Origin of the sequence: Nocardia sp. NPDC052566 (assembly GCF_044547285.1) — a bacterium.
Taxonomy (GTDB): Bacteria; Actinomycetota; Actinomycetes; order Mycobacteriales; family Mycobacteriaceae; genus Nocardia.
Genome location: NZ_JBIUAF010000002.1, coordinates 654,667 through 679,225 on the forward strand (window position 1 = coordinate 654,667; position 24,559 = coordinate 679,225).

Genomic DNA, 24,559 nt, shown 5'->3' on the forward strand with positions numbered 1-24,559 from the left:
TCAGTCCTCGGAGTTGTAAGCCAGATTGATCAAGTCGTCGATGTCGAGTTCGTCGATGGACTCGTCCGCACCGTGTTCTGCTGTCTCGATGTGCGCTGCTGTCTCGATGTGCGCCGCTGTCGCGCCGGGGCGTTCCTGCCCGTGCGCGAGTCGCACGAGCGCCTCCAGCAGTCCGGCTTCGCGGAGCTGGGTCAGCGAAATCGTCTGGAGCGCACTGCGAATCTCGTCTTCCGACGCATCTTCCGACGCGTCGTGGTGGTGGTTGCCGGTGAACTCCTCGGCCAGGTATTCGGCCAGCACCTCCGGTGACGGGTAGTCGAAGACCAGCGTCGCGGGCAAGGGCAGGCCGGTGGCGGCTTTGAGGGCGTTGCGGAATTCGATGGCGGTGATCGAATCGAAGCCCAGCTCGTTGAAGGCCCGGTCGGCCGCGATGGCCTTCGCGTTCCGATGCCCCAGCACCGCGGCCACCTGGTCGCGAACCAGATCGCTGAGCACGCCGAGGCGTTCGCCCTCGGGTGTGCCGGCCAGCCGGGCGCGCAGTGCGGCCGGGGCTGCCGATACCGGGCGAGCGGGGACGAGCCCGGACAGCAGGGCCGTCGCGAACCCCGCGTCGCGGAGCCCCGCTCTGTCGAGCCTGGCGAGAACGGGTGCCGCCGTGTCGATTTCGGCGGCGGCGTCGAACAGCGCCAAGCCGTGCTCCGCCGTCAGCGGCAGCATCCCCGAACGGGCCATGCGGCGCCGGTCGAGGTCGCCGAGCTCGGCGCCCATGCCGCCGTCGCCGCTCCACAGCCCCCACGCGAGGGACTGGGCGCGGCGTCCGGATGCCCGGCGGTGCGTCGCCACCGCGTCCAGGCAGGCATTGGCCGCGGCATAGTTGCCCTGCCCGGGACTGCCGAGTGCTCCGGCCGCCGAGCTGAACAGTACGAACGCCTTCAGCGGCAGCTCGGCGGTCAGCTCGTGCAGGTGCAGGGCCGCATCGACCTTGGGCCGCAACACCGTATCCATCCGGGCTGGGGTCAGCGCGGCGACGGCGCCGTCGTCGAGCACACCGGCCGCGTGGAACACGCCGGTGAGCGGACGGCTCGCGGGGATGGCGGCCAGTACCTCGGCGAGCGCGGCACGATCGGCGACATCGCAGGCGGCGAAGTCGATGTCGGCACCACCACCGCGTAGCTCGGCCGCCAGCTCGGCGGCGCCGGGCGCCGACTCGCCACGCCGGCTCAGCAGCAGCAGGTGCCGGACACCGCGGGTGTGCACCAGGTGCCGGGCGAACAATCCGCCCAGGAAGCCACTGGCGCCCGTGATGAGCACGGTCTCGTCCGGACCGAAGGCGACGCTCGGGGCCGACGTGGTCGTCGCCGCGACCAGTCGCGCGCTGTGCACTCGCCCGCCGCGCACGGCCACCTGCGGTTCCCCGGAGGACAGGATCCCGCCCAACGGCCCGTCGACGTCGGAATCGGTGTCCACCAAGACGATTCGACCCGTGCCCTCCGCCTGGGCCGACCGAACCAGGCCAGCCACCGCGGCACCGGCGAGGTTCGTAATGTCCTCCCCGGCAATGGAAACCGCGCCGCTGGTCCGAATCACCAGCGCCGCCCGGCTGGATCGGGGATCGGCGATCCAGGTCTGAAGCACCTGCAGCACAGCGTGAGTCGCGGTGCGAACGGCGTCAGGATCATTCCCGACCGGGACGTCCAGCACCACCGCGGCCGGAACCTCATCCGCCGCCGTGGTGCTGGCCGGGGCTGGAAACGCTTCCGCCGCGACCGGTTCCAGCGATCCCGCCGCCGTCTCGGCATCGAGATCCGCCCACGACACCGTACGGATCTCGCTGTCGGACACCGGCATCGGTGTCCAGTCGACCTGGTACAGCGCGTTGCCGACCGTAGAGGTAAGCGCCGCGAGCCGCGCGGCATCGATCGGCCGGGCGGCCAGTCGGCGCACCGTCGCCACCGGAGCGCCGGTCGGATCCGTGAGATCCACCCGCACCGTGCGGTCGCCGAGGCGGGTCGCGCGAACGCGCAAGGCGTCGGCTCCCGTCGCGTGCACGGTGACCCCGGACCATTCGAACGGCAACGCCGGTCCGGACTCGCCGCCGCGCTCCGAGTCGCCGATGAGCAGGGCGTGCAGGGCGGAGTCGAGCAGCGCGGGATGGAGTCCGTAGTCCGCGGCTTCCCGTGGGTCGGGCAGCGCGACCTCGGCGAACACCTCGTCGCCGCGCTGCCATGCCGCCCGCAAACCCTGGAAGGCGGGCCCGTACTCGTACCCACCGGCGAGCAGGTCGTCGTACACCCCGGCGACCGGCAGCGGCTGCGCTCCGATCGGCGGCCATGCGGTGAGGTCGGCGGCCTCCCGGTGTTCTTCGGGATAGGCAGCCGCGTCACGGGCGGTCAGCGCGCCTTCGGCATGCAGCGTCCACGACGATCCCTGGCCGCTGTCGCCTTCGGGGCAGGAGTAGATCCGCACCGTGCGCCGACCCGTCTCGTCCTCGGCGCCGACGACACCGCGCACCGCGACCCCGCCCGCTTCCGGCAGTACCAGCGGCGCGTGCAGGACGAAGTCCGCCAGCGTCGAAAGGCTCACCTGGCCACCGGCCCACAGGGCGAGTTCGACCAGACCGGCTCCCGGGAACAGCACGGTGCCGAGCACGCCGTGATCGGCCAGCCAGGGGTGCGTCTGGATCGACAGGCGGCCGGTCAGGATCACACCGCCGGTGTCAGGTTGGGCGATCACCGTGGGAACCAGCGGGTGTCCGGTGGTGGCGAGGCCCATCGAGCGGGCATCACCCTTACCGGTGGATCCCTCGGGCATCCAATACCGGTGACGCTGGAAGGCGTAGGTGGGCAGGGGGATTCGCCGGGCTCCGGTGCCGTCGTACCACGCGGCCCAGTCGAGGTCGGCGCCCGAGACGAACAGTCCGGCCGCGCCATGGGACACCGACACGGCGTCGGCTTTGCCGCGACGTGCCAGCGGCACCACCGTGGCGGCCGGGTGCTCACCGTCGAGGGTTTGGACGATCATCGGGGTCAATACCGCGTCGGGGCCGATCTCGGCGAACCTGGATACACCCGAATCCACCATCGCGGCAACAGCATCCGCGAACCGCACCGTCGCCCGAACCTGACCGGCCCAGTACGACGGAGCACACATCTCGTCGCCGACCCGCGTACCCGTCACCGTCGACACCACGGCGATACTCGGTCGCTCGAACGTCACATTCTCGATCGCCGCGGTGAATTCGGCCAGCATCGGTTCCATCAATGCCGAATGGAACGCATGCGATACCCGCAAACGATTAGTCCGCCAGCCCTTCTCGGCGCACACGTCGGCAACGGCCACGACCGCGTCCGCGGCACCGGCGATCACCACCGACGACGGACCGTTCACCGCCGCCACCGACACCTCGCCCGACAGCAACGGCAGCACATCGCCTTCGGCGGCACCGATCGCGACCATCGCCCCACCGGCGGGCAGGGCTTGCATCAACCGGCCCCGCGCGGCCACCAGCACACACGCGTCGGTCAGCGACAACACTCCGGCCACATGTGCCGCGGCGACCTCACCGATGGAGTGACCGGCCACCACATCGGCACGCAGACCCCAGGATTCGAGCAGCCGGAACAGCGCAACCTCGAACGCGAACAACCCCGCCTGCGCGAACACCGTCCGGTCGGCGAGTTCCTCGGACGTCAACGCCGCCGCCAGCGAAACCGGCTGTGCCAGCCTTGGACTCAGTTCGTCCACGATGGCGTCGAAATGGTCCGCGAACACCGGATACGCCTTGCGCAACTCGGTCGCCATCCCAGCCCACTGCGCGCCCTGCCCCGAGAACACCAGCGCCGTCGAGCCCGCGACCGCGCGACCCGACACCACACCGGGTGCGTCCGTCCCCGCCGCCACCGCGTGCACGCCCGCGGTCAGGCCCGCGTGGCCCTCGGCCAGCACGACGGCCCGATGGGTGAACACGCTGCGCGTCGACGCCAGCGAGAAGCCGACATCGATCGGATCATGCTCTGCTACAGGCGATGTCAGAACATCAACCTGCGCGGACAGTCGGGTCGCCTGGCCGACAAGGGCCGCGCCACTGCGCGCCGAAAGCACCCACGGCAGCAGTCCGCCCGCCGGAATCGCCCGCGCCGGGGGCTGTGCCGCCGCGGGTTCGGGCAGCGGAGCCTGTTCGATGATGACGTGCGCATTGGTACCGCTGATACCGAACGATGACACGCCCGCACGCCGCGCCCGGCCGGCCTCCGGCCACGGCACCGCCTCGGTCAGCAACCGCACGTGGCCCTCGGTCCAGTCGACCTTGGTGCTGGGGTGCTCCGCATGCAGCGTCCGCGGCAGCAGCCCGTGCCGCATCGCCATCACCATCTTGATCACACCGCCCACACCCGCCGCGGCCTGAGCGTGACCGATATTCGACTTCAGCGACCCCAACCACAGCGGACGGTCCGCAGCGCGCTCCTGTCCGTAAGTGGCAAGCAGCGCTTGGGCTTCGATCGGATCGCCCAGCGTCGTTCCGGTGCCGTGCGCCTCCACCGCGTCGACGTCGACCGGTGCGAGACCGGCATTGGCCAGGGCCTGGCGGATCACCCGCCGCTGCGACGGACCGTTGGGCGCGGCAAGACCATTCGACGCGCCGTCCTGGTTCACCGCCGAACCGGCGATGACCGCGAGGACCTCATGCCCATTGCGGCGCGCGTCCGACAACCGCTCCAGCACCAGTACGCCGACACCTTCGGCCCAGCCCACCCCATCGGCACTGTCGGAGAACGACTTACACCGCCCGTCCGGCGACAATCCGCGCTGGCGACCGAATTCGAGGAACATATCCGGCGTCCCCATGACCGCGGCACCGCCCGCCAGCGCCAGATCGCACTCGCCCGAGCGCAAGGACTGCCCGGCCAGATGCATGGCCACCAGCGACGACGAGCACGCCGTATCCACGGTGACCGACGGCCCCTCCAGGCCGAACGCATACGACACCCGGCCCGAGACCAGGCTGCCCGCCGAGCCGCTTCCGGTACCGGTGGCCCGGGCGTAGTCGTGATACATCAGACCGGTGAATACGCCGGTCGAGCTGCCACGCAGCGCCGCGGGATCCAGGCCTGCGCGTTCGAAGGCCTCCCAGGAGACCTCGAGCAGTAGCCGCTGCTGTGGGTCCATCATCGTGGCCTCGTTCGGGCTGATCCCGAAGAAGTCGGCATCGAATTCCGCTGCGGAGTACAGGAATCCACCGCTGCGCGTATAGGTCTTGCCCGCCTTGCCCGGTTCGGGATCGTAGATGCCCTCGAGGTCCCAGCCGCGATCCACCGGCATGTCCCCGGTGGTGTCGCCGCCTTCGACGACCAGTTGCCACAGGTCGTCCGGCGACGCGACCCCGCCCGGATAGCGGCAGGCCATCGCTACCACGGCGATCGGCTCGTCGTCGGCCCGGCTGTGTCTCCGAACAGCGCGGCGCACCGCCCGCTCCTCGACAGCGGCAGTGCCGAGGAGTTGTGCGCCGATGAATTCGGCGACGGCCTGCGGGGTCGGGTAATCGAAGATCAGCGTGGCCGGGAGTGGCAGCCCGGTCGCGGTGTTGAGTTGGTTACGGAACTCGATGGCGCTCAACGAGTCGAACCCGAGCTGCTGGAAGGCCTGCTGCGGTGCGACGGCCGCACTGGAGGCGTGGCCGAGGATCCCGGCCGCCACGGTGCGGACGAAATCGACCAGCGCACCGTCGCGATCGGCTGCCGGGAGGTCCGCCAGCCGTTGCAGTAGCGCCTGACCCGCCGGGGTCCGCTCGCGCCGACGCGCCGGTGCCGGGACGAGTCCACGGACCAGGGGTGGGATCTGCTCGCCCCGGGTGCGCAGCACCGCCGGATCGATGCGCAACGCCACCGTTTGCGGATTCTCGGCGGCTACCGCCGCGTCGAACAGTGCCAGACCCTCGGACTCGGTCAGCGGGGGGAAGCCCTGCCTGCGCATCCGGTCGAAGTCGGCCTCGGACAGCTCCGCACCGAGCCCGCTCGACCGCTCCCACATGCCGTAGTCGAGAGCGGTCGCGGGCAATCCCATGGCGTGCCGATGCGCGGCGAGGGCGTCCAGGAAGACGTTCGCCGCGGCATAATTCGCCTGGCCCGCGGCCAGCACCAACCCGCCGGCGGAGGACAACAGCACGAACAACGACAGCGACTTGTCACGCGTGAGCTCGTGCAGATGCCACGCGGCATCCACCTTGGGGCGGAACACGGTGTCGATGCGATCCGCCGACATCGATGCGATCACACCGTTATCGGCGATTCCCGCCGCGTGCACCACACCCACCAGCGGATGCTCCCCGGCGATGTCCGCCAGCAGAGCCGTCAACGCCGACCGATCCGACACGTCGCACGCCGCAACGGTGACCTCGGCACCGAGCTCGGCCAGTTCGTCGCGCAATGCGACGGCACCGGGCGCGTGCAGGCCGCGCCGGGACGTCAAAAGGAGTTGGCGCACACCGTATTCGGTCACCAGATGGCGGGCGATCACCGCACCGAGACCGCCGGTGCCACCGGTCACCAGCACCGTGCCGGGCTCGAGCGGCCCGGCACTCGTGCCCGGTGTCCGGCGGGTCAACCGCGGCACGAGCACGGCCGAGCCGCGCAACGCGGCCTCGGGTTCCCCGGCCAGGACCGCCAAGGTGTCCGCGGCGACAGCGCCGCCACCCTGCTCCACATCCAGTAGCTGGAATCGACCGGGATATTCGGCCTGCGCGGCACGCAGCAGACCCCATACCGGCGCTTGGTCCAGGCCGGGGATTTCCGAATCATCCACCGCCACGGCGTGTTCGGTGAGTACCACCAAACGGGAAGTGGCGAAGCGAGTTTCGGTCACCCACCGCTGCACGGTGTCGAGCACGCCGCGCAGCACCTGCCGCGCCGCGTCTGTCGGCGAGCCGTCGTGGCGCGGGCATGCGAGCAGCACGAGATCGGGAACGACCGGATCCGTGGCCTCGTCCAGATCGGTGGTCAAGGCCGCGAGGTCGCGGTAATGCCGCATCGACCCGGTATCGCCGCGGTCGGCACCGAGAATCGCGATGCGGTCCGGTTCGGCACTGTCCGACGACAACGGCGCCGCAACCCATTCCACGGCGAACAAGGCGTCCGGCACCCGGTCGGTTCTCAGGCGTTCGACCGGCACCGGCCGAGAAACCAACGCGCCCACCGATACGACGGGTCGACCCTGCTCGTCGGCGATCTGTACGGCGAAGTCGTCGCCGACGGGAACACTGCGTACCCGCACGGTGGCAGCTCCTGCCGAGTGCAGCACCACCCGGTTCCAGGCGAACGGCAACACCGCCGTACCGGCCTTGCGGCCGTGCAGGATCCCGGCGTGCAGGGCCGCGTCGAACAGCGCAGGATGGATCCCGAAACCGTCGGCGTCCTGTGGATCCGGCAGCGCGACCTCGGCGAACAGTTCATCGCCGCGTCGCCACGCCGCCCGCAGCCCCTGAAAGAACGGACCGTACCCGTATCCGAGTGCGAGCAGATCGTCATAGGCGCCGTCGACGTCCAGCGGCTGCGCGCCGACCGGAGGCCAGGTGGCCAACTCGAAATCGGCGGCCACGTCCTGGTATCGAGCAGCGTCCATGGCGAGGACGCCCTCGGCGTGCAGCAGCCACGGACCCTCGGCCGCCTGCCGGGAATGCACGCGCAGCCGTCGACGACCGGCGTCGTCCGCGTCGGCCACCACGACCTGCACCGCGACGCTGCCCGCTGCCGGCAGGGTCAGTGGGGTGTGCAGGACGAGTTCGTCGACGACGGCGCAGCCGAGCAGGCCGCCGACGTGGGCGGCCAGCTCGACGAATCCGGTACCCGGCAGCAGCACCGTGCCGTGCACGCTGTGGTCGGCCAGCCATTCCACCGAGTCCAGGGACCACCGGCCGGTGAAGCTCACCTGACCCGAATCCGGATGCGGCACAACAGCACCCAGCAGCGGATGGTCCACCGTCTCGAGCCCGGCGTCGGTCACCCCGCCCAGCTCGGTACCCAGCCACGACTGCGCGAGCAGCTTCCTGGCATCGAGCCAATACCTCTCGTACTGGAAGGCATAGGTGGGCAGGTCGATTCGCCGCGCGGAGGTACCGGCATAGAACTCGGCCCAGTCCACGTCGGCGCCGGACACGAACAATCCGGCCAGTCCGGTCAGTAGGGTGGTGGTATCGGCACGGTCTCGCCGTACCAGCGCCACCGCGCCCTCCGCGATCTGCGCGACCATCGGGGTCAGTACCGCGTCGGGACCGATCTCGGCAAACCTGGACACACCCGAATCCACCATCGCGGCAACGGCATCGGCGAACCGCACCGTATCGCGGACCTGACCCACCCAGTACCGCGGATCGGTCATCTCGCCGGTGACGGCCGCACCGGTCACGGTCGACACCAGTGGAATCATCGGCTCGGCGAAGGTCAAACCCTCGATCGCCGAGGCGAATTCGGCGAGCATGGGCTCCATCAGCGCCGAGTGGAAGGCATGCGAGACTCGCAAACGATGGGTGCGCCAACCACGTTCGACGCATGCCTCGGCCACGGCGAGGACCTTGTCCTCGATACCGGAGAGCACCACCGACGACGGTCCGTTCACCGCCGCGACCGCGATCCCGGCGGCGTCCGCACCCTCAGCACTGACATTGTCGAGTAGCGCACGCACTTCGGCCTCTGAGGCGGCCACCGCCACCATCGCACCCCCCGTGGGCAGCGCCTGCATCAACCGACCACGGGCGGCGACCAGCACACAGGCGTCTGCCTGCGACAGCACTCCGGCCACGTGCGCGGCGGCGACCTCACCAATCGAATGGCCTGCCAGCACATCTGGGCGTACACCCCAGGATGCGAGCAGCCGGAACATCGCCACCTCGAATGCGAACAGACCGGCCTGCGCGAACACCGTCTGATCGACCAGATCCTTCGACGACAGTGCTTCTGTCAGCGAAACCGACTGTCGCAGTAGCGGATCCAACTCGGCGACGATCGCATCGAAGTGCTCGGCGAACACCGGATACGCCCGACGCACCTCGCTCGCCATCCCGGCCCACTGCGCACCCTGACCGGAGAACACCAGCCCGGTCGAACCCGGCACCACGCGACCGGACACCACACCCGCGGACTGCGCGCCCTCGGCGAGCGCCCGTGTCCCCGACAGCAGCGCACTCCGGTTGTCCCCGAGGACAATTGCGCGGTGCTCGAAGACGCCGCGCGTGGAGGTCAGCGAGAAGCCGGCATCCGCCGGATCCAGATCGTGCTCGACCACGGCCGACACCAGCCGTCCGGCCTGATCGGCAAGCGCCGCACCGCCGCGCGCCGAGAGCACCCACGGCAGCACCTCCGCGACCCGGACGGCCTCGCCCGCGTCCGAGGTCCGAACCGGTTGCGCCGCCGCCGCTTCGATGACGACGTGCGCATTGGTGCCGCTGATACCGAAGGACGACACCCCGGCGCGCCGCGGGCGATCCACCTCCGGCCACGCCACCGGCTCGGTCAGCAATTCGACGTGCCCCGCGGACCAATCCACCTTGCTCGACGGCCGATCCACATGCAGCGTCCGCGGCAGTACCCCGTGCCGCATCGCCAGCACCATCTTGATGACGCCACCCACACCCGCCGCGGCCTGCGCGTGCCCGATGTTGGATTTCAACGACCCCAGCCACAACGGCCGGTCCGCGGCGCGCTCCTGACCGTAGGTGTCCAGCAGTGCCTGGGCCTCGATCGGATCACCCAGGGTGGTACCGGTGCCGTGCGCCTCCACCGCGTCGACGTCGCTCGGCGCGAGCCGCGCATTCGCGAGCGCCTGCCGGATCACCCGCCGCTGCGATGGACCGTTCGGCGCCGTCAGGCCATTCGACGCACCATCTTGATTCACCGCCGAACCGGCGATCACCGCGAGCACTTCGTGCCCGTTGCGCCGGGCGTCGGACAATCGCTCCAGCACCAGCACACCGGCGCCCTCGGACCACGCCACACCGTCGGCGGCGTCGGCGAACGACTTGCTCCGGCCGTCCGGGGCCAACCCCCGCTGGCGGCTGAATTCCACGAAGACCTCCGGTGTCGCCATCACGGCCACACCGCCCGCCAGGGCCAGGTCGGACTCGCCCGACCGCAGGGACTGCCCGGCCAGATGCATGGCCACCAGCGACGACGAACACGCCGTGTCCACGGTGACCGACGGCCCTTCCAGCCCGAGCACATACGAAACTCGGCCGGAGGCAATGGATCCCGAATTCGCATTGGCCGGGTAGTCGTGATACATCATGCCCGCGAATACTCCGGTGGCACTGCCCCGCAGCGCGGCCGGATCGATGCCTGCCCGTTCGAGGGCCTCCCACGAGGTCTCGAGCAGCAGGAACTGCTGCGGATCCATCGACGCCGCTTCATTGGGGCTGATCCCGAAGAACGCCGCATCGAATTCGCCTGCGGAGTGCAGGAATCCACCTGCGCGGGTGTAGGTGGTGTGCGGCCGCTCGCCGGTGGGATCGTAGATCCGCTCGGTATCCCACCCGCGATTACCCGGGAACTCGGAGGTCGCGTCGACGCCGTCGAAGACCAGGGTCCAGAGGTCTTCGGGCGAGGTGACGCCACCTGGGTACCGGCACGCCATCCCGACGATCGCGATCGGTTCGTCGGCAACGACTTTCGCGGTGACCGCGCTCTTCCTGGTTTCAGCCTTCGCGGTGCCGGTCAACTCGTCGGCCAGGTGCTCGGCGAGCGCCTGCGGGGTGGGGTAGTCGAAGATGACGGCGGCGGGAAGCGATAGTCCGGTGGCGGTTTTCAGACGATTACGCAGTTCGACGGCGCTCAGGGAGTCGAAACCCAGGTCTTGGAACGTGCGACCGGGCTCGATCGCGGACACACCGTCGTTGCCGCGCACGGCCGCGATATGGGTGCGCACGGCATCGAAGACCAGCTGCCGCTTCCGCTCGCCGTCTGGTCCCGAAAGCCGTTGCCGCAGACCGGAAACCGGCGACGATATCACCGCACGGCGGGCCGCGGGCGCCAGTTCCCGCAGCACGGCGGGTAGCGGCCCGGCTTCGGATCGCACACGGAGCGCGGCGGTGTCGAGGGTCGCGATCACCGTGTACGGCGCGTTCCGTCGCAGTGCCGCGGCCCAACCGCGCAGCGCCTGCTCGTCGGTGAGCGCGGCGAATCCGCTCCGGCTCATCCGCGCCACGTCGGACTCCTGGAGGTGCGCGGTCATGCCGCGCGACCGGGCCCACGGACCCCACGCCAGCGAGTGACCGGCGAGCCCGCGGGCGCGGCGATGGGCCACCAGCGCGTCGAGGAAGGTGTTCGCGGCCGCGTAATTGCCCTGCCCGGGGCCACCGAGGGTGCCCGAGACCGACGAGAACACCACGAACGCAGCGAGATTCAAGTCCGCGGTCGCTTCGTGCAGATACCAGGCGGCGTCGGCCTTCGGCGCAAGCACCGCATGCATCCGCTGCGGGGTCAATGACGCGATGGTCCCGTCGTCGAGCACACCCGCGGCATGGATGACACCGGTCAGGGGCCGCTCGACCGGTACCCCGGTGATCAGCTCGGCTACCGCTGCGGCGTCCGCGACGTCACAGGCCACGACCGTCACCCGGGCGCCCAGCTGCTCCAGTTCGGCGCACAGGGCTGCCGCCCCCTCGGCCCGCGGGCCGCTGCGGCTGGCCAGCAGCAACGACCGCACGCCGTGCTCGACCACCACGTGCCGGGCCAGCACCGCGCCCAAACCGCCGGTGCCGCCGGTGATCAACACGGTCCCCGCGCCGAACGCGGCTATCTCGTCGCCGCTGTTCGTGCGTCTATCCGCGGGTCGGACAAGGCGAGCGGTGTGGGCGACGCCGCCGCGCACGACCACCTGCGGTTCGCCCACCGCAACGACGGCGGACGCGAGTCGCTCGTCGATGCCGGTGTCGGTGTCCACCAGGATAATTCGGCCCGGCTCCTCGGCCTGGGCGGCACGCACCAAGCCCCACGCCGCCGCACCGGGGAGGTCGGCGAGCCCCTCATCGGGCAGGGCGACCGCGCCGCGGGTGGCGATCAGCAGCGTGCTCGCCGCGAACTGTTCCCGGGCCGACCAGTCCTGCAATACCGTGAGGATGCGTGCGATTTCGTCATGGGTGGCGCGCACTACACCGGTGCCGTCGGTGTCGTTCCACCCGGCACCGGCCTCGAGGAGAACCACCGGAGGTATCCGCGCGGCTTCATCCAGCCTGTCCCAGCGCCCGACCTCGACATCGATCGCGGGCTGCCCGGCCGTGGCCGGTGACCACACCAGCTCCAGGACCGGGTCGGCCACGCCACCCGACGTGGCCGCGACGAGCTGCTCGAGCGGCATCGGCCGGGCCGTAACCGATCCCGACAGGACCGGTTGCCCGTATTCGTCGGCCACCCGCACCGACACCGATGATCCGGCCGGGGTCAGCCGCACCCGCAGCACCGCGGCTTCCGAGGCGTGCAGTTCCAGCGAGTCCAACGCGAACGGCAGTGCGACCTGCCCGGCCGTGACCGTGAACGGCGACTCCGGTTGTCCCGCATCGCCTTCGAACGCACCGACCAGGTACCCGGCGTGCAAGGCGGCGTCCAGCAGTGCCGGATGGATTGCGAAACCCTCGACGCGCACCCCGGTGTCCGCATCGGCGGCGATCTCGGCGAACACCTCATCGCCGCGCCGCCACAGCGCCCGCACACCCTGAAAGGCCGGTCCGTAGTCGTAGCCACGGGCGAACAAGCTCGAATACGCTGCGGTGACCTCGATTTCGGTCGCCGCGGGCGGCGGCCACGCCTCGGTCGCGGGTTCGGGGGCGCCGTCGGCGACGGTCAGCGCGCCTCGCGCATGCAGCACCCACTCGTCGTCATCGTCGTGTGCGCCACGGGAATACACGGCAACCGGCCGTTGCCCCTGCTCGGGCCCGCCGACGACGACCTGGATCTGCACGCCGCCCGCCGGGGGCAGCAGCAGCGGAGCCTGCAGGGTCAGCTCCTCGATCACCGGGCAGCCGACCTCGATTCCGGCCCGCAGGACCAGCTCCGCGAAACCGGTTCCCGGAAACAGTGCCGCGCCGCCGATCACGTGATCGGCAAGCCACGGCTGGGCCGCCTGCGACAACCGCCCGGTCAGCAAGACCTCGCCCGACTCCGGTGCCGACAGCACCGCGCCAAGAAGCGGATGCTGGACCGCACCCAAACCTGCGGCTTCGACCCCGGCGTTACCTCCGACCGGGTCGACCCAATAGCGGCGACGCTGGAACGCGTAGGTGGGCAACGGGACCCGCGCGACCGGGCGTCCGGTGAACAGTGCCGTCCACGCGACATCGGCGCCGACGGCATGCGCGTGCGCGAGGCAGGTCACGAACTGCTCGACCTCGGCCCGCCCGCGGCGGGCTCCGGCCAGCAGCGCCGCCTGTGCTTCGACAGTCTCCGGCAGACACTGCCGGGTCATCGCGGTCAGTACCGCGTCGGGGCCGATCTCGAGGAATCGGCGGATGCCCGAAGCCACCAGGGTGTCCACGCCGTGAGCGAACCGAACGGCCTCGCGTACCTGCCGGACCCAGTAGGCGGGCTCGAGAATCTCAGCTCCGGCCATCCCGCCGGAAAGGCCCGATACCAGTGGCATGTTCGGGCGGTGGTAGGTCAACGATCCTGCGACGGTGGCGAATTCGGCCAGCATCGGATCCATCAGGTGGGAATGGAACGCATGCGACACCCGCAGCCGCGAAGTCTGCCAGCCGCGCTCGGCGCACCGCTGCGCGAGTGCGGCCACTGCCTCCTCGTCGCCCGAGATGACCACGGCGACCGGCGAATTCACGGCGGCGACCGCCAATCGCTCCGCCTCGTCGGCGAGCAGCGGGGAGACCTCGCCCTCACCGGCCGCTATCGCGAGCATCGCGCCCCCGGCGGGCAGCCGCCCCATAAGGCGTCCGCGCGCCGCGACAAGGCGGCACGCGTCCGGCAGCGACCACACACCGGCGAGGTACGCGGCGGCCAGCTCGCCGATCGAATGCCCGATCAGCGCGTCCGGCGTCACTCCGAAGGATTCGAGGAGCCGATACAGCGCGACTTCGTACGCGAACAGCGCGGGCTGGGTGAACTCGGTTCGATGCAGCGTCTCCGCATCGCCGGAGCCGTCGCCGACGGCTCGGCCGGTGAACATCAGCTGCCGCAGCGAAGTGCCGAGCAGCGGGTCGAACTGCGCGCAGATCTCGTCCAGCGCGGCCGCGAACACCGGAAACGCCTCGTACAGTTCGCGACCCATACCCGCCCGCTGGGCACCCTGTCCGGTGCACAGGAAGGCGGTCTTGCGCGTCACCGCTCGGCCCGTGGCGACATCGCTCGCCGATCCGTGTTCGGCGAGTTCCGCCAGTCCGGCGAGCATGGTGTCCCGGTCGCTTGCCACCACCGCGGCCCGCCACTCCAATCGGGCGCGGCCGGTGACCAGTGAATAGCCGATATCGCCGACGGTCAGGCCGGGACGTTCGCGCACCCACTCCAGCAGTTTGGCCGCCTGCGCGCGCACACCGTCCTCGGTCTTCGCGGAGAGCGGCAACGCGGTGATCTCGGAGGCGACCGGTGCGATCTCGGGGACGACCGGGGCGGCACCCGCACCAGAATCGTTCGCCGGAGCGGCCGTGGGCTCCACCGGGGCGGGCGCCTCCTCCAAGATCACGTGAGCATTGGTGCCGCTGGCGCCGAAGGACGACACACCGGCACGCCGCACCCGGTCGCCCGCTGCCCACGGCTCGGCCGAGGTCAGCAGTCGCACGGTGCCAGCGGACCAGTCCACGTGTGGTGTCGGGGCATCGACATGCAGTGTCGCGGGCAGTGTTTCGTGCCGCATCGCCTGCACCATCTTGATCACGCCACCGACGCCTGCCGCGGCGGAGGTGTGTCCGATGTTCGATTTGAGCGATCCGATCCACAACGGATCGCCGACGCGATCGCGACCGTAGGTGGCGATCAGCGCCCGCGCCTCGATGGGGTCGCCGAGCTGAGTACCGGTGCCGTGCGCCTCGACCGCGTCGATATCGGCGGGGGTCAGACCGGCATCGGCGAGTGCCTGCGCGATCACCTTTTCCTGCGAGGGGCCGTTCGGTGCGGTCAGGCGACTGCTGGTCCCGTCCTGGTTCACCGCGCTGCCACGCACCACCGCGAGGACGGGGTGGCCGTGGCGGCGCGCGTCCGACAGCCGCTCGACCACGAGCATGCCGAGACCATCGGAGAATCCGGTCCCGTTGGCCGCTGCCCCGAACGCCCGGCATCGGCCGTCCGGGGACAGCGCGCGTTGCCGCGCGAAGCTGATGAGCTGGGCGGGATCCGACATCACGGTGACACCGCCGACCAGGGCGAGCGACGTCTCGCCCTGACGCAGCGCCTGGCAGGCGAGATGCAGGGCGACAAGCGACGACGAGCACGCGGTGTCCACCGACAGCGCCGGACCCTTGAAACCGAGGCTGAACGACACCCGCCCGGACAGGATGCTGGCCGAAACACCCGGGTGGGCATTGCCTTCGGATTCGGCGCTGTGGCCGGGCGCACCGACGCGGCGGCCGTAGTCGAAGTGCATCACGCCCGCGTAGACACCGGTATCGCTGTCCCGCAGCGATTCCGGATCGATGCCCGCGTTTTCCAAAGCCTCCCAGGACGCTTCGAGGAACAGCCGCTGCTGCGGATCCATCGCCTCCGCCGTGCGGGGTCCGATGCCGAAGAATCCGGCATCGAAATCGCCTGCCGCGTCGAGGAATCCACCCTCCCGGGCGTATACGGTCCCTGGCACGTCCGGGTCGGTGTCGAACAGCCGCTCGAGATCCCAGCCGCGGTCGGTGGGGAACGGGCCGATCGCGTCGGTTCCGGAGGCGACCAATTCCCACAGCCGGTCCGGAGTGTCGACGCCGCCCGGGTACCGGCAGCTCATGCCGACGATCGCGAGTGGCTCCCCGGCCTGCTCCTCCAACTGCTGGATTCGCTTGTTGGCCGTGCGAAGATCCCCGGTGACCTTCCGCAGATACCGGCTGAGGCGTTCCTCGTTGCTGCCGCTCGGATTGCTCATGCTGGGCCGAACTCCTCGTCGATCAGGGTAAAAAGTTCATCGTCGGAATGGGACTCGAGGTCCTCGTAGCCCGCGAGGTCCTTGTAGACGCTGTCGGACCACGCGTCGCCCAGATGGGCGTGCAGACGGTCGGTGATGCCCCGCAATGCCGCGATGGTCTCGTCGGTGTTGCCGCCGTCGGCGATGATCCGCTCGATCATGGCCTCGAGCTGTGCGACATCGGGTGGCACCGCCGCGGCCGGCGGTGGGGGTGCGGCCGCCGCCGCGGGCGCCTCCGCCAGGGCCTGCTCCAGCAGGTAGCCCGCCAGATCTCGCGCGGTGGGGTAGTCGAACACCAGGGTCGAGGGCAGCGAGAGCCCCGCCACCTTCGACAGCCGGTTGCGGAACTCCACGCCGCCGAGGGAATCGAAGCCCAGTTCGTCGAAGCCGCGATCGGGACCGATGTCGTCGAGTGACTCGTAACCCAGCACCGTGGCCGCGTGTTCGCGCACCAGGTCGAGGACGACGCCGCGACGCTTCGCTTCCGCCACCCCGTGCAGCCGCTCCCCGAGCGAGGGTCCGTCACTCACCCTCGTGGCCGTTCGGCCGCCCGCGCGAACGAATCCGCGCAGCACCGCCGGAACCGCCCCGGTGTGTGCTTCGACGCGCAGCTTGTCGGTGTCGAGATGCAGCAGCGCGGGCACGGGCTCCGACGTGGTCAGTGCCGCGTCGAACAACCGCAGGCCGTCTTCGTGGTCCAGTGGCGTCAGGCCGAGCCGGTCCAATCGGCTCATGGCCGTGCGGTCCAAGGTGCCGGTCATGCCGAGGTCCTGTCGCCACGGACCCCAGGCGAGCGCGAGTCCAGGCAGCCCTTCGGCCCGGCGGCGCAGCGCGAGTGCGTCCAGGAAGCCGTTGGCGGCAACGTAATTCGCCTGTCCGGCCGAACCGATCATGCCGGCGATCGAGGAGAACATGACGAATGCCGACAGGTTCATCTCCCGGGTGAGCTCGTGCAGGTGCCACGCCGCCTCGGCCTTCGGAGCGAACACCTGGTCGATCCGGTCGGTCGTGAGGCCGTCGAAGGTGCCGTCCGCGAGCACACCGGCCGTGTGCACGACGCCGGTGAGCTGGTGCTCGTCCGGCAGGTCCGCCAGCAGTTCCGCCATGGCGTCGCGGTCGGTGACATCGCAGGCGGCGATGCGCACGTGTGCGCCGTATTCGGACAGTTCCGCGGCGAGTTCCGGCGCGCCGTAGGCACGTTCACCGCGCCGCGAGACCAGCAGCAGCCGATCGACACCGTGCGCGGTGACCAGGTGCCGGGCCAGCAGTGCACCCAATCCGCCGGTTCCGCCCGTGATCAGAACGGTTCCGGTACCGAATGAAATCGGTTCACCCGCGGCGGATGTCAGCGGCTCCAGCCGCGGCGCCAGGACGCTGTCGCCCCGTACCGCCACCTGTGGCTCGCCTACCGCGATGGCTGCTCGTATCAGGTCGGCCGAAAGATGGTGCATGCCAACGGATCGGTCCACGTCGAGCAGTACGATGCGATCCGGATATTCGGCCTGAGCGCTGCGGATCATCCCCGCGACGGCGGCCGCCGCCGGATCGGGTCGCGAATCGGGCACCGTCGCCGCGTCTTCGGTCACGACAGCCAGCCGCGACTGCCCGAACCGTTCGTCGGACAGCCAGCCCCGGACCAGATCCCACGCGGCATGGACACGAGCACGCGCGGACCGCCGCGAGGCATCCTGTGATCCGGCGGCTTCGAGCCAGACCACGACGTCCGGAACGGTCGGGGTGGCGGCCAGCGCCGCCAGATCCGGATACCGCTCCTCGATTCCGGTCACGTCCGCCGCTCCGAGCACGGCCGCGCTTCCGATCGGGGCGAGCGCGTCCGGCACTTCGACTGCCGCCCAGCGCAACCCGTACCGGCCCGCGCCTCCTCCCGACAGCGTGGCGCGGAACTGGTCGACGTCGTAGGAACGCATGACGACCTCGTCGATGGACACCACCGGGTTGCCTGCCTGGTCAACGGCCACCACGGCGATCGCCTCACTGTTGCGCCGTACCGCCATCACCCGCATCGAGGTGACCGGGGAAGTCGTGTGGAATTGCGTTGCACCCCAGCGGAACAGGAGTTTGCCCTCGGCGGGGTTGGGGTCGAGATCCGACCAGATCAAACTGACGAGCCCGGCGTGCATCACCATGTCGAACAGGCCGGGATGCAGTTGGAACCCGTCGCCAGGCACCTCCGGGTTCAGGGTGATCTCGGAGAACGACGTGTCACCGTCGTGCCAGGCGGTGTCGATTCCGCGGAACGAAGGGCCGTACGCCAGTCCGGCGACCCGCGTCGCATGCTCCGGAATCCAGTCGGTATCAACCGGTTCGGCGCCGACCGGCGGCCATGGCGTACTGCGCAGCATCTCCATCAGGCCGAAGTCGATCAGCTGCCGCCCACTCAGGACGCCGCTGGCATTGCGCGCCCACTCGCCGTCGGGGAGGCGGTAGTGGAACGTGAAGGACCGACGTCCCGCGGTATCCGGTTCCCGCACCAGCACTTGGAGTTCGACCTCGCCGTCCGCCGGCGGCAGGATCGGCCGTTCGAGGATGAGTTCGTCGACGACGTCGCAGCCGATGCGCCGACCGGCGACCAGCAGCATCTCCATGAGCGCGGCACTCGGGACGACCACCACACCGTAGGTGGTGTGGTCGGTGATCCACGGGTGAGTGCGCAGCGAGAATCGACCCGTGAACATCCACTCGTCCCGATCGGCCACCCGCACCACGTCGGTGAGCATGGGGTGTTCCGATGCCTCGGAACGCCGCTGTCCGAGGCCGGGCTCGAGCCAATAGCGCTGGTGCTGGAAAGCGTAGGTGGGCAGGGTGATTCGTGATGCCGGGCGATCGCCGAACAACGGCGTCCAGTCGACGGTCACTCCCGCGGTGTGTGCCTGGGCGAGCAGCGTCACGAATTGCTCGACCTCGTCGTGGTCCCGGCGTGCCGCCGCCGCGACCACCGCACGCGACTCGATATCGCTGGGCAGGCTCTGCCGGGTCATCGCCGCCAGGACGGCGTCCGGCCCGATTTCGAGGAAGCGGCGCACGCCCGCGGTCACCAGCGTCTGTATGCCGGGTGCGTAACGCACCGCGGCGCGCACCTGCGCCACCCAGTAGTCCGGTTTCAGGATCTCGTCACCGGCGATCTCGCCGGAGATATTGGATACCAAGGGAATCCGCGGGGCGTGGAAGGTGGCCGCGGCGGCGGCGATCTCGAACTCGCCCAGCATGGGCTCCATCAGGTGCGAATGGAAGGCGTGCGACACCCGCAGCCGGTTCGTCCTGCGGCCCCGCTCGGTGAACTGCCGGTCGAGGGTGTCGACGGCGTCGGCGTCACCGGAGATGACCACGGCGGCAGGTGCGTTCACCGCGGCGATCGAAATCCGTGCACGGTACTCGGCGATCGCGGCGACGACTTCGCCCTCGGATGCGGCGACCGCGAGCATCGCACCGCCCTCGGGCAGCGCCTCCATCAGGCGGCCGCGCGCCGCCACCAGCGCGCAGGCGTCCTCCAGTGACCAGACCCCGGCCAGGTACGCCGCGGTCAGCTCGCCGATCGAATGGCCCACCAGGACATCGGGTGTCACGCCGAAGGACGCCAGCAGCCGGTACAGCGCCACCTCGAACGCGAACAGCGCGGGCTGAGTGAAGCGGGTGCGATCGAGATTCGCCGCTTGTCCGGTGAACATCGTTTGCCGCAGCGAACATTCGAGCAGCGGATCGAACCGCGCGCACACCTCGTCGAGCGCGGCGGCGAACACGGGGAAGGCCGCGGCGAGTCCCGCGCCCATCCCGGCCCGCTGCGCGCCCTGGCCGGTGCACAGGAAGGCGGTCTTCCCGGTGCCCACGGTGCCGGAAACGACTCCGGCAGTGGCGGATCCGGCAGCCAATTGCGCGAGCCGGGCGAGCAGTTCGTCGCGATCGGCGCCCAGGACCGCCGCCCGCGCCTCGTGCTGGGCGCGGGTGGTGGCGAGCGCGTGCGCGACCCGTGTCGGATCGGTGTCGGGGTGGTCGATCAGCCACCGCTGGAGTTTCGCCGCCTGCGCCCGAAGGGCGGTGTCGTTCTTGGCCGACACCAGCAAGGGCACCGTACCGAGCGGGTGGCTACCGTCTTCCGCCGGAATCACAAGGCGGGGTGCCTCTTCGAGGATGGCGTGTGCGTTGGTGCCGCTGACACCGAACGACGACACTCCCACGCGACGCGGCCGGTCACCGGCGGGCCACGGGTGCGGCTCGGTCAGCAGCGCGACGTCTGCGGCGGACCAGTCCACGTGCGGGCTCGGTTCGTCGGCATGCAGTGTCTTGGGCAGGGTTTCGTGCCGCAGCGCCTGCACCATCTTGATGACGCCGCCGACACCCGCGGCGGCGACGGTGTGGCCGATATTCGACTTGAGCGAGCCGATCCGCAGCGGGCGCCCCGCGCGACCCCGACCGTAGACCGCCATCAGCGCCTGCGCCTCGATCGGATCACCCAGTGCGGTGCCGGTGCCGTGCGCTTCGACCGCGTCGATATCCGACGGCGACAGCCCGGCATTCGCCAGCGCCGCGGTGATCACGCGTTCCTGGGACGGACCGTTCGGCGCGGTCAGGCCGTTGCTCGCCCCGTCGGAGTTGATGGCCGTGCCCCGTACGAGGGCAAGGACGTTGTGCCCCAGGCGTTTCGCGTCGGAGAGCAGCTCGAGCACCAGCACCCCGGCGCCCTCGGAGAAGGCGACGCCATCGGCCGCCGCGGAGAACGCCTTGCATCGGCCGTCCGGCGACAGTCCGCGCTGCCGCGCGAAATCGACGGACAGATACGGGCTGGCCGCGACCGTCACGCCGCTCGCAAGCACGAGGGAGCTCTCCCCATTGCGCAGCGCCTGGGCGGCCAGGTGCAGCGAGACCAGCGAGGAGGAGCAGGCGGTGTCCACGGTGAGCGTCGGACCCTCCAACCCCAGCGCGTACGCCACCCGCCCCGACATCACGCTGCTCGTGGTGCCGGTGAGCCGATAGCCCTCCAGGTCACCGCCCACCAGGTCGACGTAACCGGATGCGCCCGCGCCGACGAACACCCCGGTGTCGGTGCCCCGCAACGAGTGGGGGTCGATACCGGCGTCTTCCAGGGCCTCCCAGGAGGTTTCGAGGAGCAGGCGCTGCTGCGGGTCCATCGCGGACGCCTCGCGGGGACCGATCCCGAAGAATCCCGGATCGAAATCACCCGCGCTGTCGAGGAATCCGGCGCGCCGCGCGTAGACGGTCCCGGGCTTGTCCGGATTCGCGTCGAACAGTCGCTCCAGATCCCAGCCTCGATCGGTCGGGAAATCGCCGGTCGCGTCGATCCCGGCGGCAACGAGATCCCATAGCTCATCGGGTGATCGGACGCCGCCGGGAAACCGGCAGGCCATGCCGACGATGGCGATCGGCTCGTCGGCCCGAACGCGGCGTACCGCCTGCTTGACGGGTTCGCCCGCCGTCGGCTCGACGCGGGACAGCACCAGCTTCGCCACCGCCGCCGGGGTCGGGTGATCGAACACCAGCGTCGACGGCAGTGGCAGACCGGTGGCCTTCCCCAGCCGGTTGCGGAACTCCACGCCGCCGAGCGAATCGAAACCGATCTCGTCGAAACGCTGATCCGACCGGATATCGGCCGCGGAGTCGTGACCCAGTACCGCCGCGGCTGCGGACAGCACGGTCTCCAGCACCACTTCGCCGCGCCGTCCTGCCGGTATTTCGGCCAGGCGGGCACCGAGCGTCCCGGCCGCCGCGACGGCGGTCGGCGTGGCGGCACGCGCCCGGCGGGGGAGGAATCCGCGCAGCACCTCGGGCACCTCGGACTCGTCACCGGTGCGCAGCGCACCGGCATCGAACCGGATCGGCGACAGTCGCGCCGTGCCGTGCGCGAGTGCTTCGTCGAACAGGCGCACACCCTCGGCGTCGGCGAGTGGGCTCAGCCCCAGCCGTTCCCAGCGCGCCAGCGCACCACGATCCAGTCCGCCGGTCATACCGCTGGTCTGGTTCCACGGACCCCACGCCAACGAGGTCGCCGCGAGACCGGCGTCGCGGCGGCGCTGGGCCATGGCGTCCAGTGCGGCGTTGGCCGCGGCGTAGTTCGCCTGGCCCGAGGTGCCGAGGACGGCCGCGATCGAGGAGAACACGACGAATGCCCGGACATCTCTGCCCCTGGTCAGTTCGTCCAAATGCCAAGCGCCGTCGACCTTCGGCGCGAGTACGCGGTCGATGTGCGCGTCGGTCAGCGCGGCGACCGTTCCGTCATCGAGCACGCCCGCGGTGTGCACCACCGCGATCGGGGTGTCACCGGAACCGATGTCGTCGAGCAGGGCGCGCACCGCATCGCGATCGGCGACATCGCACGCGACGACCCGGGCCCGCGCCCCCAGCCGGGCCAATTCCGCCACCAGGTCGGCGGCTCCCGCCGCACCCGGGCCACTGCGTGAGGCCAGCACCAGTTCGCGCACACCGTATTCGGCGGCCAGGTGCCGGGCGAACAGCGCACCGAGGCCGCCGGTGCCGCCGGTGATCAGCACGGTCGCCCCGTCGAAGGTCCGGCCACCGGGTTCCGTTGCGGCACCGGATACTTCGGCGACGCGCCGCAGCCTGGGCACCAGAACACGATTGCCGCGCACGGCGACCTGCGGTGCACCCGTAGCCAGCGCGGCGGCGATCCGTTCGGGACCGAGCGCCTGAGTAAAAGCCCCACCCGTGCCGGAATGGCTTAGGGAACTTTCCGCCCGGCGCGTAGCGGGTGCGGCGGGGTCCTCGTCGATCAGGACGAAACGATCGGGATTCTCCGACTGCGCGCTGCGCAGCAGCCCCCATACTGCGGCCGCCGCCGGATCGAGGGCTTCCCCCGGCACTCCGGCCCCACCCGAAGTCACTACAACCAGCCGGGTGTCGGCCAATCGGGGCTGTGCGAGCCACGAGCGCAGTAGCGCCAGGGTCGAGTGCACCCGCGCGCGTATCACGTAGGGCTCGTCGGAATCCTCTGCGGCCGAGGATGAATCGGCACGCCACACCACTGCTCGAGGCAGGTCGGCGGCGGCCGCGAGACCGGCTACCGACGAGTATCGCGTATCGAAATCCATTGCCGTGTCCGGGGAGTCCGCATCGGCGAGCAGTGAGAGGGTGGGCGCGGACCCGGCGAGGGCCGCGCGGGGGGTCGAATCCTCCTCCCAGCGCACCTCGTACAGCGCGGCATCGTCGGCCGACAGTGCACCGCGGAATTCCTGGACGTCGTAGGGTCGCATCGCCACTGCGTCGACCGAGACCACGGGATTGCCGTCCGGGTCGACCGCGGCGACCGCCACAGCTTCCGCACCCTGGGCGACCGCAATGACCCGCAGTGCGGACACCCCGGCGGACCTGGTGCTCGCAGTCGGCGCGGAGTGGAACCGAGCCCCGGCCCAGCGGAAGAGCAGTTTGCCGGTGTTCGGATCGGGGTTGCCGTCACGCCAGATCAGGCGGGAGAAGGCGGCGTGCATGACCATGTCGAGCAGCGCGGGATGCAGGGCGTAGCGTACCGAATTCGCCGTGGTGGCAGTGAGGTCCGCGTTCAGGGCGATCTCGGAGAAGACGGCGTCGTCGCGCTCCCACACCTGCTGGACCCCGAGGAACGCCGGACCGTATTCGAGCCCCGCGTCCTGTGCGATCTGCGCGGGCAGTCCGGCACTGTCGAGGTGTTCCGCGTCGGCGGGCGGCCACGATTCGGTCCGCAACCGGGCGAGCACTTCCGGCTCGCGTCCGGCGGATGTCGCGAGCGAACCCGTCGCGTTGTGGGTCCATTCCTCGGAGGCCGATGTGCGGAAATAGAATTCGAACGGTCGATGGCCGTTGGCATCGGGGGCCTGCACCAGCACCTGGAGTTCGATCTCATCGCCGGGGGTGGGCACGATCGGTGCTTGCAGCGTGAGCTCTTCGACTGCCTCGCAACCGATTCGGCCACCGGCGACCAGCAGGAACTCGATGAGTGTGGCGCTGGGCAAGACCACGACGCCGTACGACATGTGGTCGGCGATCCACGGATGCGTCGCCACCGACAGCCGACCGGTGAAGAGCCACTCGTCCGAACCGGCCAAGCCGAGAACTCCGGTGAGGATCGGATGGTCCGACAGGTCCGCGACCGCACCGTGGTCGGGATTCAGCCAGTAGCGGCGACGCTGAAAGGCGTACTTGGGCAGGCTGACCGGAGCCGCACCATGCTCGGCGAAGGTCGAGCGCCAATCGACGCGCGCGCCCGTGACCTGAAGCTGCGCCAAGGCCGCGACGAACTGCCCGGCTTCTTCGGAGGACCGTCGCGCGAGGGCCACTGTCGCCGGGGCAGCCGCGAGATCGGTGTTCTCACCCAGGCATTCGCGGGTCATGGCGGTCAGCACCGCATCGGGGCCGACTTCGACGAAGCGGCGGACCCCGTCGGCGCGCAGGGTGTCGATCGCGGGCGCGAAGCGCACGGTGGCGCGGACCTGCTGCACCCAGTACTCGG

1 protein-coding gene and 1 pseudogene (1 of these 2 cut by a window edge) are annotated in these 24,559 nt (G+C 70.2%); both read right to left on the minus strand.

Annotated elements, in window-relative coordinates:
• Complete coding sequence (locus ACIG5A_RS10170) at positions 1-16,047, minus strand: type I polyketide synthase (protein ID WP_397239830.1); 16,047 nt, start codon at positions 16,045-16,047, stop codon at positions 1-3.
• Positions 16,044-24,559: pseudogene (locus tag ACIG5A_RS10175) on the minus strand (type I polyketide synthase) (its annotated part continues 2,485 nt past the right edge of the window); the annotation flags it as partial. The gene ACIG5A_RS10170 and the pseudogene ACIG5A_RS10175, both read right to left, overlap by 4 nt.

Bases quoted from the DNA above. Each gene is read 5' to 3' on its own strand.
- ACIG5A_RS10170 (WP_397239830.1), bottom strand. From the start codon at position 16,047: ATGAGCAATCCGAGCGGCAGCAACGAGGAACGCCTCAGCCGGTATCTG.